15 protein-coding genes are annotated in these 14,607 nt (G+C 58.2%); 7 read left to right on the forward strand and 8 right to left on the reverse strand.

The features are described from left to right. Positions 1-15 precede the first annotated feature (15 nt). Positions 16-759: a hypothetical protein gene (locus tag H4317_RS06035; RefSeq protein WP_185889239.1), complete on the forward strand. Its 744-nt coding sequence runs from the start codon at positions 16-18 to the stop codon at positions 757-759. 26 nt (positions 760-785) lie between these two features. Beyond that, positions 786-1,520, forward strand: coding sequence for a porin family protein (locus tag H4317_RS06040; protein ID WP_185889240.1), 735 nt, complete (start codon positions 786-788; stop codon positions 1,518-1,520). Positions 1,521-1,578: 58 nt separating this feature from the next. Here the strand turns inward: H4317_RS06040 and H4317_RS06045 are convergent, their stop codons facing one another. The 4 genes from H4317_RS06045 to H4317_RS06060 form a co-directional block, all read right to left on the reverse strand. Then, on the reverse strand, positions 1,579-2,694 hold the full coding sequence (locus H4317_RS06045; protein ID WP_185889241.1) for an esterase/lipase family protein: 1,116 nt from the start codon (positions 2,692-2,694) through the stop codon (positions 1,579-1,581). Further along, positions 2,691-3,602 carry a T9SS type A sorting domain-containing protein gene (locus H4317_RS06050; protein WP_185889242.1) on the reverse strand — a complete coding sequence of 304 codons (912 nt, stop codon included), beginning with the start codon at positions 3,600-3,602 and terminating at the stop codon, positions 2,691-2,693. The genes H4317_RS06045 and H4317_RS06050 overlap by 4 nt, the downstream gene beginning before the upstream one ends. 200 nt (positions 3,603-3,802) lie before the next feature. Next, positions 3,803-4,768, reverse strand: a complete 966-nt coding sequence (locus H4317_RS06055; RefSeq protein WP_185889243.1) for a T9SS type A sorting domain-containing protein — start codon at positions 4,766-4,768, stop codon at positions 3,803-3,805. A 125-nt stretch (positions 4,769-4,893) separates the two neighbouring features. After that, positions 4,894-5,727, reverse strand: a complete 834-nt coding sequence (locus H4317_RS06060) for a rhomboid family intramembrane serine protease (RefSeq protein WP_185889244.1) — start codon at positions 5,725-5,727, stop codon at positions 4,894-4,896. 298 nt (positions 5,728-6,025) lie between these two features. Here H4317_RS06060 and H4317_RS06065 point away from each other — a divergent pair, with 298 nt between their 5' ends. Further along, positions 6,026-6,886 carry an FkbM family methyltransferase gene (locus H4317_RS06065; RefSeq protein ID WP_185889245.1) on the forward strand — a complete coding sequence of 287 codons (861 nt, stop codon included), beginning with the start codon at positions 6,026-6,028 and terminating at the stop codon, positions 6,884-6,886. Between the two features lie 32 nt (positions 6,887-6,918). On the opposite strand, the gene H4317_RS06070 is transcribed toward H4317_RS06065, so the two are convergent. Continuing rightward, the gene (locus H4317_RS06070; RefSeq protein WP_185889246.1) at positions 6,919-7,773 is read right to left on the reverse strand and encodes a hypothetical protein; all 855 of its coding nucleotides are present in this window, start codon (positions 7,771-7,773) and stop codon (positions 6,919-6,921) included. A gap of 173 nt (positions 7,774-7,946) precedes the next feature. Here H4317_RS06070 and H4317_RS06075 point away from each other — a divergent pair, with 173 nt between their 5' ends. The 4 genes from H4317_RS06075 to H4317_RS06090 all read left to right on the forward strand — a co-directional run bounded on the left by H4317_RS06075 (position 7,947) and on the right by H4317_RS06090 (position 12,137). Further along, positions 7,947-8,228, forward strand: a complete 282-nt coding sequence (locus H4317_RS06075) for a hypothetical protein (RefSeq protein ID WP_185889247.1) — start codon at positions 7,947-7,949, stop codon at positions 8,226-8,228. 75 nt (positions 8,229-8,303) lie between these two features. Continuing rightward, the gene (locus H4317_RS06080) at positions 8,304-9,614 is read left to right on the forward strand and encodes a serine hydrolase (protein WP_185889248.1); all 1,311 of its coding nucleotides are present in this window, start codon (positions 8,304-8,306) and stop codon (positions 9,612-9,614) included. Then, positions 9,611-10,234 (forward strand): M15 family metallopeptidase, encoded by a 624-nt coding sequence (locus H4317_RS06085; protein WP_185889249.1) that lies wholly within the window; start codon positions 9,611-9,613, stop codon positions 10,232-10,234. The genes H4317_RS06080 and H4317_RS06085 overlap by 4 nt, the downstream gene beginning before the upstream one ends. Positions 10,235-10,358: 124 nt before the next feature. Continuing rightward, complete coding sequence (locus H4317_RS06090; RefSeq protein ID WP_185889250.1) at positions 10,359-12,137, forward strand: glycoside hydrolase family 10-like protein; 1,779 nt, start codon at positions 10,359-10,361, stop codon at positions 12,135-12,137. 86 nt (positions 12,138-12,223) lie between these two features. Here the strand turns inward: H4317_RS06090 and H4317_RS06095 are convergent, their stop codons facing one another. The 3 genes from H4317_RS06095 to H4317_RS06105 form a co-directional block, all read right to left on the reverse strand. Further along, on the reverse strand, positions 12,224-12,715 hold the full coding sequence (locus tag H4317_RS06095; RefSeq protein ID WP_185889251.1) for a hypothetical protein: 492 nt from the start codon (positions 12,713-12,715) through the stop codon (positions 12,224-12,226). A gap of 33 nt (positions 12,716-12,748) precedes the next feature. Then, a complete protein-coding gene (locus H4317_RS06100) occupies positions 12,749-13,186 on the reverse strand; it encodes a Fur family transcriptional regulator (RefSeq protein ID WP_185889252.1) in 438 nt (145 codons plus the stop codon). A gap of 101 nt (positions 13,187-13,287) precedes the next feature. Beyond that, positions 13,288-14,604, reverse strand: coding sequence for a hypothetical protein (locus tag H4317_RS06105; RefSeq protein WP_185889253.1), 1,317 nt, complete (start codon positions 14,602-14,604; stop codon positions 13,288-13,290). Positions 14,605-14,607: the final 3 nt, after the last annotated feature.

Raw genomic sequence — 14,607 nt, forward strand, 5'->3', positions numbered from 1 at the left:
TATTCGTTCTGGTGTATGAAAAATATTCTGATTGTTCTGGTTGCCATTGGAAGCGGCGTGGTTAAGTGCCACGCTCAGATTTTGAACAAAAAGAACAAGTCAAACGATACTCCAAAATGCTATGTTGGAATAAATGCTTCCAACAATAGGTATGAGGCATTTTACAGAGGCTCAGCATCTGCATGGCCTAGCACAACTTTACTAAGGCCATGGAGCGCATCATTCGGACTTGCTATCAATAGTAGGCTGGAAACAGGTGGTCATTATATGGCTCAGAATGAAGAGAGCAAAAGTGAATCGGAAGGAGTAAACGGTAATGGCCTTTCTATTTCTACCAAGTTATATGACAAGCGGCAATCATGGGTATTGCCTCTAATGGTGCGGTATTCACTTTATCGCAAAAGCAAAGGACGTTTTAATATAGATATTTTGGGAGGAATAACCCTTTTGTCTGATCGGTTTGTTGCTGAACTAACCAGAACAGAGGGGCCAGAAGTAATTGCTTATCGTTACAACGAAGGGAAAGGACTTAACATATATGCCTCTACTGGGGTAGGAGCAAGGTATTTGTTCGGCAAACGGTTGGAGGTAGTTGGGGACATTAGTTTCAGCAGAGTGCTCAAGAACGTGGAACCTGATGTGCACCGTTTATTGCTAGGTAATTCAACCGGCTTAACGCGCAGCAATAGCATCGGACTGCGATATCGGTTTAATTTTAAAATAGATAAGCCTGCTCCTAAGGAAGACGCCATGGAGTAAAGCAGGCTAATGCTTTAATCGAATACATGAAAAATATTCTTAGCCTAGGGATTATATTGCTGGCAGCAGCCATAAGCCATGCTCAAGTGGTACCAAAGCCGCCTGTCCGATATAAATTTTATGTCGCAGGAGCTCATGGTTATACCAAGCATGAAATTTTCTACAAATCTCCATCGGTTTATCCCAACTCAACTACCATTGGTCCCTGGAAACCTACTGTGGGGGTAAATTTCAACGAGCGGTTTTCGATAGAAATTAGTAGATGGCGTGATATAGAAGACAATGAGTATAAAATGTCTGCTAGCGGTACCAAACTCGACGGTACCCCAGTGCGAGAATATACTGGAAGCTATAGTTACTCGCGCGGCATTCCGCTGACGGGCCGGTACGCCTTTACCCGCAGCACTTCCAACAGACTGAAATTAGAAGTAATAGGAGGAATTAGCTACGTTACCACAAAGGCTAGCTTGGAGGAAAGAAGAATAGAAGGTGAAGAGGAAGTGAGTTATGAATTTGTTTCTGCGCAAAGTTCAAACCTGTACGTATCGGCCGGTTTGGGAGGGCGCTTCCAATTAGGAAAGCACCTGGAAATCGTCGGAGACTATGGCTTCAACCGCATTCTGCGGAACGTGGATGGCGCTACGCACCGCCAAATCATCGGCAACCCGACGGGCCTGACGCGCAACCGTAGCATTGGTCTGCGCTACCGCTTCAACTTCAAAATAAATAAGCCTACTCCTAAGGAAGACGCCGCAGAATAGAGCGTTTCCGGCTGCTACAAAGCGCCGTCTGGCTACCTGGTCGGGTGGCGGTTTTTTATCAGATATGGTCGCGCAGGTACTGGTACACTTCGGGGTTGGAAAGGAGCGTACCGTGGTGCAGCTTCGGAAACACGCGGGTGCTGATGAGTTGCTCCGGGGGCAGGCCCGGGTCGCCGAAAACGCGGCCCAGCGCGCTGCCGGCTCCTACCAGTCCGTCGCCGAAGTAGTCGTGCAGGGCAGAATTAGCGGTTTTCAGCAACGAGCCGACCAGCACGTGGTAGCGCACACCGGGTAGCGGCGGCACCAGCGTGCGGGGCGGAAACAGGTCGTCGGCGTGCGGGTCCTGCCAGTCTTCATCCACCAGAATGGCGTGGCGAAGGTCCTTGATACCATTGCTACGCTTATCAATCAGGCCACTAATGAAGCGGGTAGGCCGCAGATTTATTTTGCGCAGGACTACGGACGTAAAATGGCTGTTCTGCTCCAGAAACGAGCCATCATTGGGCACACCTAGCAGAAATACCTCCTGCAAATGTGTGAGCCAGTGAGCGGGGCCTGCTGGCTCCGGGTTGCCGGCGGCGGCATTTAGCCCTTCCAACGAAGCGTAATGACCTGCACTCCGGATGACGAGGCCGCCCATACTGTGGCCCACCAGGGTCAATGGCCCTACAGCATCAGGGTAGGTCCGAAGTAATTCGGTGAGCAGGTTGCTGAGCAGTTGGCCGTTTTGGGAGATGTGCAGGCCGCTGTTGTAGCGCACGTAGAGGCAGATGGCGCCGGTATCTTGCTGCAGGCGCGGCCCGTAGCGCAACCCGTCCGGCGAACCAGCCTGCCAGATCACCTCGTCGCCCATCAGGCCGTGCAGAAACACTACCACTTTACGGGGCCCGGTTGCTGCCGGCTCCAAGCGTAGCGCTGCCACCGGCACATCGGCGCTGTGGCGGCGGAAACTCATCTGAATGGCTCGCCGGTCTTGGCGCTCGGCCAGCTGGTCGCCGAAAGCGCCGTTGAGAACCGGTAGCGTGAAGTGGCGGTTTTCCTGCCCCGTCCGATAGAGGTAGCCGGCCGTGTTGAACGGCAGCAGTGCCGCCCGGCCCATAGCCTGGGTGGCACGACGCCAGCGCGAAGGCTGTTTTTCGGGTTGTGAATCGGGAGAAGGCAGGTCTTCGGTCACGGAATGAGGAGTTTGCGCGTCAGCAGGCCATCGGGCGTGCTGAGGTGCAACAGATACACGCCGGCCCGCAGCCCACGTAAATCTACGCTCCGGCCGCTTGCCGCGTTGAGCGGGGCTGCTTGCTGCTGGAATACCAGCCGGCCCATGCCATCATAAACCCGGCAGGGAGCCGTAGCAAGCCCTGGGTTGGACAAAGAAGCCAGAAAAAATTCTCCGTTACTGCTGGGGTTTGGGTAAACGCTGAGCGCCGCGGCTACTGCCGCTGGTGCTAGTGCGGCCACGCTACCGGTCAGGGCTACCTCATCAACCCACAGGGCAGAACTGGTCGCAACGCCCCCCGTTCCACAGATAAAGAACAGCCGGAGCGAGTCCGGAGCCTGACCGAGGGCATAGGAAATCGGGACGGAAATCTGACCGTAGGCGGTACGGGCGGGCAAAATAGATGCCCCTGCTCCAACTACTTGCGCTGCCTGACCACCACCGCGGGTCAGGGCCACGTACACGCCCGCCGAGTCGTTGGCGGCCAGCGTGAGCTTGTACCAGAACTGCAGCGTGGCCGGCCGGCTCGTGTACGGAATGCCACCGACCCCAAAAGTGCTGGAAGTAAGAAAGCGCGACCCCAGAATCAGAAACGAAGGAAAAGTCACTCCAAAAAGGGCCTTGCTTTCCATTTTGGCCGCGAAGCTGCCCGCATAGCTCTCCGTACTTTTCGTGACGGTGCCCAGCGAAATCGGAATGCCCTGGCCACCATAGATGGCATCCGTAGTAAGCCAGCCGGCCGGATACTCGGTGCCTGCCTGCGTGGTCCAGGTTTCAAAGCTGGCGTTGGGCACGCTCTGGGCTACGGTGGGCTGGGCCAACTGTGCACCGAAACACAGCACCACAAGAAGAAGTAGCAGATTTTTCATAGCAGTAAGACGTAGTCAGGACAGAGAAACCGGCGGCCTTTCCACCGGAACACTGTAAATATAACTCTTGTGCTATGTATCGATTATCACATAATCGGGTGATTTACAGCTTGTAACTATATGTTCTGTAAAACCCAGACGAGCCCCGGCAACTGGTATTCACCAGTCGCCGGGGCTCGTCTGTTAAGAGGTCTTGTTGTTTACTGCTTCAATAGTTTCTGCACCGCAAAGCCGTCAGGCGTATCCAGCCGGAGCGTGTAGAGGCCGGCAGGTTGCGCCCGAAGGTCCAGCGTACGGGGGCCGGAGTTGCGGGCAGTAGGCTGATGCCGTATTATGCGGCCCATAGCGTCCAGTACGGTAAGTGAGGCATTGGCCAACGTGTTGTCGTGGCCCACAGCGGCCAGTGTGAATAGCCCTGAGGCGCTGGGATTAGGATATGCCTGGAGTGCCGCCGTGAGCTGAGCGTTGCGGGTGGCGGCCACGGTACCGCTCATCACCACATCATCCACTACCAGCACCGTGCCGACCGTAGGGGCCACCGCAAATCCTGAGGCAAAGGCAATATGGATAGAGTCGGGGGCCAGGGAAGAGGTGTATTGCAGCGGGATAGTGCCCAGGCTGTAGCTGGTTGCCGGCAGCAGGCGCAGGCTACCAGTGGCAATGGTCTGTACGCTGCCGCCCACCGTGCGTGTCAGCGAAACCAGCGCATACGCTGAATCAGCCAGAGCATTGGCACCCGTGAGTTTGTAGTAAAACTGCATACTGGCAGCGCGCGTGGTAAATGGCAAACCGCCTACTGCGCTTACGTCGCGGCTGCCCGCAATATCAATGGCCGTTGCATCAACACTGCCCAGTACAATGCCACCTGGAACCGGTCCGATCAACGACCCCAGAAACGGGTCGAGCTTGGTTTCCATGCGGGCCGCGAAAGCCCCCGTGCGGCTGCCTGCATCCTTAGCCGTCGTGACGCTGGTGTAGAGGCCGCCAAAGACGGGCACCGTTTTGATAGCCTCATCAATGGTGCTCCAGCTCTGCGGAACTTCCAGCGTGCTGCGGGTAATCCAGGTATCGAGCGTGCCATTGGGCACAGTGGTAGTCTGGGCTGAGACGGTGGTTGCCGTGAGCAGGCTCAGGGCAGCAGCTAGGTTAAGTAAGCGTGTTTTCATTGTATAAAAGAGAAGTGAAAATTATGGGTTGTCCTTCCAATGATGCTTCAGACTAGTACCCGGTTGCTTTCGGAGATGCAAAAATACTTGATTATTCTATGTTGAATATGGATAGAAGCGAGTATCTATTTGGGGCGCCACACAAAAACAGAGGCCAGACCCGCTACTAGTCCGGTGAGAAGTCCACCGATATGCGCCGCATTGTCGGTGCCGGCCGGGCCTTCGAGGCCGCCCACCAGACTACTGAGCGCGAAATAAAGCAGCAGCCCCAGCATACCGGCGCGTTCCTGTCGGCTTAGCGTGGTCCGTTGAGTCAGCAGTAAGGCCAATAGCAGCCCATAGAGCCCGAAAATAGCGCCGGAAGCGCCTACCGAGTTTACTCCCTGTGTGTGCCACCAAAGGCTGGTCAGGCTGCCACCGATGCCGCTCAACAAATAAATCAACAACCAACGCCAGTGGCCCGCCCTGCTTTCGGCCATCAAACCCAGCAGGAGCAGTGCACTCATATTAAGGAGCAGGTGTGCCGGGCCACCGTGCAGAAAAACACTGGTCAGGAGCCGCCAGGGTTGTTGGGGTGTTAGAGAGGAAACATTGGAACCCCAGGCCACCAGTGCTGCACCTGCTGGCGCGAGAAGATTAACCCCACTCAACCCCATCATCAGGAACACCACCAGATTAGTATTCAGCAGCCAGGGCGTGATACGGTAGCCGGGCCGGGGCCAGAGCATGGCCCGAATTACCTGAGTGACTTGCTCAAGCCAATTAGTATCGGGAGGGGAAACCGTCTGCGGGTGGGGCTGCGCAGTGTTAGGCAACTCATCCGGAATCAGGCCCCTGCGTTGCAGTTCCTGCACGGCTGCCGTGCCTATAGCAGCCGGATAGCGGGCCGCGTGCTGCGCGAGGTAGAGCAGTTCAGCATCAGTCTTGTCGGCGAGCGGACCGGGGGGAGGAGTTTCCATGCGGCAGGAATGCCCAAACTAGGCTTCCGGCAACTCACAAGAACCGTCCCATGCTCACTAGGCGCTGGTATAGTCTGCCAGAATAGCCAGCCTCAACCCGCGGTTGCTATTTGGCGGCCGACCAAGCAAAGTTGAGCTCAGGTCTTGCCGCGGCCAAGCGAAAAGTAAAAGATGGGAATAGGTGCCAGAATCAAAGATTGTTTACTTATTCTGATATTATGTTTGAAAATCCTGTGGTATATTGTTGGGGATTTATAGTACTCCTGGCGGACTGGTTGTACGCCTTTTTGTCATTAACATGTTTCCATCCCTTGCCGTTGCCGCACGTGCGCAAGCACAACGGTACTTGGCGTATCCTCTCTACCATAGTGCTCGGTCGCGGGCTTCCTTTACACAATCGGGCTTGGCACTGAAGGAGGTGCAGATGAGCTTTCGGCAGTTCTTCACCTGGTCAAGTCCAGTCGCTTCGACATTGCGTAGCCTGAAATATGTGCTGGTAGGGCTGGTGCGCTTGCCGTTGGGCCGTAGTGTGCGGCTGAGCTACGGCTACACCGGCGAAGACCGGCTCATAGAGTCACTGTTGAAGCCTTTGGTGACGCACAACGGCTATTATGTAGAAGTTGGCTGCAACGAGCCCCGGTTCATCTCCAACACGTTCCTGCTGTATCGGCGCGGCTGGCGGGGCATCTGCATCGACGCTAATGAGCAGCTGATCCGAAAATACCAGCGGATTCGCCCACGCGACCAGGCAGTTTGCGCTTTTGTAGCGCACGGCACACAGGCACTCAATTATATGGAGTTTGCCAACAATGTGCTTTCCACCGCCGACCTGCAGTATGTACCGCAGTATCTGGCGGAGGGGCAGCACATAGCCCGGACCCGGCAGGTGCAGCCGCATTCGCTCACCGCTATTCTGGCCGCCCGCAACGCTCCCGCCCGCTTCGACCTGCTGGCCATTGATGCCGAGGAGTTCGACCTTTCGGTGCTACAGTCGTTGGATTTTGGGCGGTACCGGCCCCGCTTAGTGCTCGTCGAGGCGGAGGATTTCGACCCGATTCAGCCGCTGGCACACCCTATCTGCGCCTTTCTGTTGCCGCTGGGCTATATGCTGAAAGGCAGCCTGCTGAAAAATCTCTACTTCATGGACGTATCTATATAGCTAGACTGCCTGCGCGGCCTTCCCGGCAGAAACTACAGAGAAGTGCCGCGGCGCAGGCCGGCGGCCCATTTTTCGCGGCTCAGCAGTGCCTCGTGCATTACAGTGGCAGAGTCTCGCAGGGTGGTTAGGTACTCGTTGTAGACTGGCTGCCCGTCCTCAAACCGGCCCTTTATGCTTTGCAGCAGTTCGATGCGTAGATAGGCACCGCGGCGCATTACATCCATTCGCTCGGCCAGCACTGGCGTCAGACCGTGGTCATAGACTAATGCTTTGGTAAGCCGGCGCCATTCTTCCACCACCGTCACGGTCTGGCCGGGCAGCGCGGAGTCGGGAGCGGCTTGGTGCACCCGGTCCAGTAGGTATAGCGTTTGGTTTTCGGCCTTCCAGTACCGTTCGGCAAGAAGCCGGTATTTGCGGGTAGCTGTAGTATCGAGGGTGCGCTCGGAAGCGGGCAGCTGGCGCATTTCCTGCGCTATTTGGGTACGGGTGAGCGAGTCGAAGGACGGAATCAGATGGGTTTCCACGGTTTTCAGCACTGCGGGGCCGGTTTTGGCTTGTTGTGCCAATTCATCCTGCCGGGCTTGGTTACCGCTCATGCTTTTCCAGTACAGCACGCCGCCCAGCAGCAGTACGGCCAGCACGCCTACCCACACGCCCGGCCGCTGCCACCACATCGGCTCCGCCGAATCGTCGTAGGGCGGCAGATGCGTGCCCATAGGCTGAGGCTCTACTTCCGGATCGGGGTTGAGGCCGCGGCGGCGCAACTCGCGGCGGGCCGTGTTTACTAGGTCAGGATGATATAGCTCGGGGTGCTGTGCAAGAAACAGCAGTTCGGCATCGGTTTTCTGGGTGAAAAACTCCGATTCGGGAGAAGAGGAAGCGGCCATGCCGGGATAGAAGACAGATATAAATCAGAAACCAACCCCCAAGTTGGCAAAAAGCCGCCGCACTACCATACGCTGCAGGCCAACGCCGCTCCCAACTGGTGCGTATAGCCTAGCAGACCTATTCGCCTGACCGCAACTCACCACTCACCACTTCCCACTTATCCTTTCTTCCGATGGCACAAGACCAGCAACACCCGCAGACCGACAATCAGAATCCTACGCAGAAAACTGACGCGGAGCGCCAGGGCAACTCCATCAGCACGGGAGGCCGCATTCCTGGCCAAGCCGACCCGGATTCCAACGCCAACGGCAACCCTGAAGCCACCAGCACCCAGGAAAGCATGGGTGACGGCTCGGGTATCCGTGGCGACTATGGCAACAGCAGCCAAACCAATGGCGCCGAAGGCACCCCCGAAGCCGATGCTGACGGAGCCCCCGCCAAGAAAAACGACTAATAAGCTACATAGCGTAGCTGACCGGTTCACTCACTTTTGAAGCCTCATGTGCCGGAAGATTCTATCTTTCGGCACATGAGGCTTCTCTGTTTTCTGTTGCAGCGGCGGTTGTTGGGGGCATTGCTATTCCTGCTGCTCGGTTTAGGCAAGCCAGGTGCAGCGCAGCCGGGCCGCAACCCACTCAAGCAGCTACTCCATGCCGATACTGCCCGTTTCGGACGCATTCTGGCTAACCCGGCCGCATACCGCGTGCAGATTCTCTATACCCGCGTCAACCGGGATGTGCAGGGCCGGCCGCATTTTCGCACGTTCCGGTATGGCGTTTCGGGAAATCAGTATTTCTATCCGGCCAGCACCGTGAAGCTGCCGGCGGCCGCGCTGGCCCTGCAGAAGGTGCGCCGCATCCGCCAGCAAGTGCCCGGCCTCACGGCCGCCGCATCCCTGCGCATCGACTCGGCTTTTGCCGGACAGACGCGGGTGGACCGGGATACATCGGCCGCCAATGGCCGGGCCAGCGTGGGGCACTACATACGCAAGGTATTGCTGGTGAGTGACAATGATGCTTATAATCGGCTCTACGAATTTGTGGGCCAGCAGGAGCTGAACGCACAACTACGCCGCCTGAACTTGCGCCAAACGCGCCTCATTCACCGCCTGTCGGTCGGGGACCAGGAGCCCGGCTCGCGCCACACCAATCCGCTGGCGCTGTATGCGGATACGTCGCTGACGCGCCCGCTCTACATGCAGCCGGCGGCCTACAACAACCAGCCTCTGCCAAAACTGGCCGCCCGGGACTTTCGCATCGGCAAAGCGTATATGCAAGGCGAGAAGCGTGTGGAAACGCCAATGGATTTCGGTACCAAGAACAACTTTCCCTTGCCCGAGCAGCAGCAGGTGCTGCGGACTTTGCTGTTCCCGGAGTCGGTGCCCGCAAAGCAACGGTTTCAGCTGGAAGAAATAGATTATCAGTTTCTATACCGCTACCTCTCCATGCTGCCGCACGAAAGTTGGCAGCCGCGCTACGATGCCGCCCACTTCCCCGATTCGTATGCTAAGTTTCTGCTGGGTGGGGGAGGGCTGGCGCCGCTGCCGCCGGGTGTGCGGGTGTTTAATAAGATTGGGCAGGCCTACGGCTTCCTGATTGACAATGCCTACGTGACCGATGCTACGCAGGGCGTGGAATTCCTACTCAGTGCCGTTATCTACGTCAACGCCGATGGCGTGCTCAACGACGACCAGTACGACTACGCTACCATCGGATTCCCGTTTCTGCGCGACCTGGGCCTGGCCGTGCTTCGCTACGAGCAGCAGCGCGCCCGCCGCCACCCCGCCAACCTGCGCCGCTTTCAGCTAAACTATCAGCCGGGAGGCGAGGACGCACCATGAGCACCCAGTATGCACTGCCGGAAGTAGTCCGGGAAGTGGAAGAGTACCGCCAGCAGGTGCAGCACAATCCGGCACATGAGCTACTGAACCTGGCGGTTTTTTTGCCGGAGGTGCAGCTCAATATTCGGTACGCTACCGCCGATAATCTGCTGCGCGAGCCACTGTATACCGAGGCTGCGGCCTATTTGCGAAGGCCGGCAGCCGAGGCGCTGCGCGAGGTGCAAGCGGCGCTGGCTGCGCATGATGCGGGCCTGCTGGTGTTTGATGCGTATCGGCCCTATAGCGTCACGGTGCGGTTTTGGGAGCAGATTCAGGATGAAACGTATGCCGCACCGCCATGGCGCGGCTCCCGCCACAACCGCGGCTGCTCCGTGGATGTGGCGTTGGTAAACTTGCACACCGGCCTGCCGCTACCTATGCCCACCGCCTTCGATGCGCTGACGCCGGCCGCCCACTCGGCCTACGAACCCGTGCCTCCGGAAGTGCGCCACAACCGAAAGTTACTGCTGCAGACGATGGCGCAGTTTGGCTTCGTGAACTACCCCGGTGAGTGGTGGCACTTCGATTTTGCAGCCTGGGCCGACTTTACGTTGCTCGACCTGCCATTTGAGCAACTGTAGCGCTGGGTTCCAGCTGTAGGGTAGGGAGAAATTCTGACAGGAAATCAGCGGAATAGGAGTTGCCAAGCGCAACGCACTGTTGACTAAGCCCTAACTTGCGGCCTGATTCCCCCTTGTTGTGCTGATGTCCCGATTGTTTGCCGCTGGCCGCCTCTTCCTGTTCTTGTTGCTCATTACCGGCCTGCTGGCCGTTTCCTGCCGTCCTGCCACCGCCGATGTGCCCCCAAAGCGGGAACTGCGCGGCGTCTGGATTGCCACGGTAGAAAATATCGACTGGCCCAGTGCCCGCAACCTCACGCCAGAGCAGCAGCGCCGCGAGTATATCCGCCTGCTTGATGCCCAGCAGCGCAACGGCATCAATGCCGTGTTTGTGCAGGTGCGCCCTGCTTCCGATGCCTTCTACCAGAGCAGTCTGGAGCCTTGGAGCAAGTGGCTGACCGGCACCCAAGGCAAAGCCCCCAGCCCCGCCTACGACCCGCTGCCTTTCCTTATCGAAGAAGCCCACAACCGGGGCATGGAATTCCATGCGTGGTTCAACCCGTACCGCGCCAGCATGGATTCCGTGACGCGGCGGCTGGCGCCCAACCACCCGTTTCGGCAGCACCCCGAGTGGTTTCTGCGCTACTCAGGCAAGCTGCTCTACAATCCGGGCCTGCCAGCGGTGCGCCAGTATATCAGCCGCGTAATTCTGGACGTGGTGCGCCGATACGATATAGATGGTGTGCATTTTGACGACTATTTTTACCCGTATCCGGAAGCTGGTAAGGTAATCCACGACGAAGCGGCCTTCGCGCAGTACAATCCCGATGGCCTGGCTCTGCCTGACTGGCGCCGCCAGAACGTGAACGTGCTCATCCGTGACCTGCACGACTCAATTCAGAGCGCTAAGCGGTGGGTGAAGTTCGGTATTTCGCCTTTCGGGGTGTGGCGCAACCAGGCCACCGACCCCAACGGTTCAGCTACTAAAGCCTTTCAGGGCTACGACGGGCTGTATGCCGATGCGCTGGAATGGGTGCGCCAAGGCTGGGTCGACTATATCCTGCCGCAGCTGTACTGGAGCTCCAACTTCCGGGTAGCGCAGTATCCGGTGCTGGTAGAGTGGTGGGCGCGCAATGCCAACGGCCGCCACCTCTACATCGGGCACGGGGCCTACCGCATGTCGGAAAGCACTAAGGCCGATACCACGTGGCGCAACCCGCGTGAGCTGCCCCGGCAGGTACGCCTGAACCGGACCTTCCCCACAGAAGTAGGCGGCAGCGTATTCTTCAGCGCTAAGTCGCTGCTCACGAATGCTATGCACACCACCGATTCGCTTCGGCAGAACCTGTTCCGGTATCCGGCCCTAGTGCCTACCATGCCCTGGCTCGACGCTGTGCCGCCCCGCCCGGCCCAGAATCTGACACTTACGGCAGCGCTGCCCACTAACACGCTTACCTGGCAGCCTGCCCCCGCTGCCACCGACGGCGACCTGGCCGCTTACTACGTGCTGTACCGGTTCGAGCAGCAGGAAACTCCGTCGCCGAACGACCCGCGCCGTATTCTGGCTGTGGTGCGGCCTCGCGCCGGTACCGGCCTCGTTTTCACGGATACCACTGCCCGGCGGGGCCAGGCCTACGCCTACTACCTGACGGCCGTTGACAGGCTGCACAACGAAAGCCGCCCCGTGAGTGTGCGCACTACGGGCCGGGCCGGCGAAATCATACTGTCGCAGGCTCCTACTGAAGCGCCGGTTGCAGCACCAGCCACATCCCCAACTACTACTGTGCCAGCGGCAGTGCCCGGGCCGCGTCCTGCGGCTTCACAACCGGCAGCCTCCCGCCCGACAACGACGACAACGACCAAAATCAAAACGAAGACCAAGTCGAAAAAACGCGGCTTTTTCGGTCGTCTGTTTGGCGGTTGATTCTTTAGACGCCCGTTGCTCATTTCAATAACGCAAAACGCCCGACCTAGCTAGGTTGGGCGTTTTGCGTTATTGAGTCTTGTGGTCTATTTACTCGTTTTGGGAAGGCGCGTATAGAGAATCTGCTCGAAAACCTGCAGTTCCGGCGCCAGAATTGGGCTTTGCAGCAGCAGCTTGCGGCGGGTAAGCTGCACAATGCTTTGGCCATCGAACAGCGGGCTGTCTTTGGTAACTGCCTGGCTGTAAAGTTTGCCCTGCCGCAGCCCATACGTGCCTTGTTCAGTATGCACAGTCCGGCCCCGGCGGGAGGTGGTGTATGTGTAAGTACTGTCAGCTTTGAACTCCACTATCAGCGTCAGTTCTCCATTCGTTATACCTATGTTGGTATCGGCGGCCGGGCTATGAAACAGTTGCTCCTGCAGCGAGTCGGGGAGGGTGGCAGGGGCCTCAAAGGCAATCTGCTGCAACGACCACCGGCCAACCAACCCTGTTTGTGCCTGTGCGCCACTTGCCGAAGCTACAATCAAGCCGCCGCAAAGCAACAGCCGATACAGAGGGCAAAAAGAAAGTGTAAGCATAGGGACTAAGTATACTGCACGCGCCGAGAGCAGCTACGCCGACGCCGTCCGGCACTTGTTGCAGACTCCAGACATCAGGTAGTCACTGCGCTCAGCCTGAAACTGGCCTGGCAACACTACCGGCGGAATAGAAACCTGGTTGAGGCAGTAGGTGTGCTGGCAGGCGTTGCATTTGAAATGCACATGATTGTCGTAGTGCGCATGTTCGGTGCATCCTACTGCGCAGGAGGCGTAGCGGATAATATCCGTCGCATCAATGACACGGTGAATAACACCCTGCTGCTCGAAGGTGCGCAATGTACGGTAGAGCGTAATCCGGTCGATGCCCTCGGCGCCCAGTTCCTGCTCAATATCGTTGCTGGACAGCGCGTAGGACTTGCTCAGCAATACCTGCAGCACCTGCCGCCGGATGGGCGTAGCGCGCAAGCCGTGCCGGGCCAGGGTTTCGTTGATGCGGGTGGTAAGTGGCATACCTCAAAATTACGGATTCAGAAAGACTTGCGCAGGCGGCTACATAACAACAACGCCGCCCCAATGGAGCGGCGTTGTGCAGAAAGAAGAAAGCAAAAGCCTTACAGTGCTTTCACGGCCAGTGTCACGGCCACATCGGTAGCCGATGTGCGGTTGATGCCGGTTACGGTGAAGATGACGTATTGGTCGAGGCCGCGCAGGCGGGCAATGACTACGTCGCCTACCACTATGTTGTCGAGCTGCGTCACCTGGCTGGCGGCGGCCGTGTTCAGGTACGTCTGCCGGATGCTGTTGAGCGTGGCGTTGGTGTAAGCAGCCGCGCCACCGGTGGTCAGGCGCACGAAGCGCGTAGCCGTAACGGCGGGAGTAGCCGTAGCATTCAGCGACTGGAACCGCACGGCATTAGTAGCCGTGCTGGTGATGACTAGGTCCTTAGTGCCCGCCGAAGCAGCAGCGGCCACGGGCGCGAAAGTAGCCAGGTCGTAAGCGGCCAGGTCGCCGCCGGTGGCGCCAGTGAAGCTAAGCGTGACAGTGCGGGGGGCCGCCAGCGCCGTGGGTGTGCCCGGCGTGATAGTAGCTGCCGTAACCGAGGCCGTGCGCACACTTGGGGCCAGCGGCGGAATCCGGTCCTGGTACAGGCTCTTCACCTCAAACCGGAAAATTACGGGCTGCCCGGCGCTGCCCGTTGGCAGCGTCACGTCCACGTTGATGGTGGTACCCGCGCCGCTTTGGGTGCCTGCCGTGGGTACCCGCTGCCGGGCAAAGCGGCGCTCTGCCGCGCTGCCCACCTTCACATAGGTAATCAGGCTGTCGAGGTCTTTGCGTAGCGTGCCGGTAGCCGTAATGGCCGTGGCGGTGTTGATGCCGCCTTCATTGAGCACTACCGGGAACCGCACTACGTCGCCGGGCACGGGGTTGGTGGTGCCGGGAGCCGTCACGTTGGTTGAGGCGTTCAGACGGATGGTTGGGTTCGGGTCGGCGAGGCGGAAGCTGAACGTGCGGGTTTTGGTCTGGCCGTTGGTGCTTACCACAACGGCATCTACGCGCACGTTGGCCTTATTCTGGCCGGCCGGTACGGTGTAGTTCACCAGCAGCGTATCCGACTGCCGGATGCGGGAAAAGGCCGGCCGGTACGGAATGGTTTGTACCAGCGTGGAGTCGCGCGCGGGCTCTACTTTCTGCAGAATGCGGATTTCGCTGATAGGGTCAGTCTGCTTGGCAAAGCGCAGCTCAAACTGCACTATCTCGCCGCTGGCGTACTTGGTGGCCGTGCCGAGGGCATTGGCTGTGAACGTCGGGAACTGTGGCCCGCTTTCGGTGTAGTATTTATCAAGCTCCTTGTCGCAGCTGCCAAATAGTACCACGGCCAGCAGGGGGAGGAGCCGGGCGGCAGCCCGGGAAAATATAGTTGGGGTCATGTG

This window comes from Hymenobacter sediminicola, assembly GCF_014250515.1.
In the GTDB taxonomy this organism is placed as follows: Bacteria; Bacteroidota; Bacteroidia; order Cytophagales; family Hymenobacteraceae; genus Hymenobacter; species Hymenobacter sediminicola.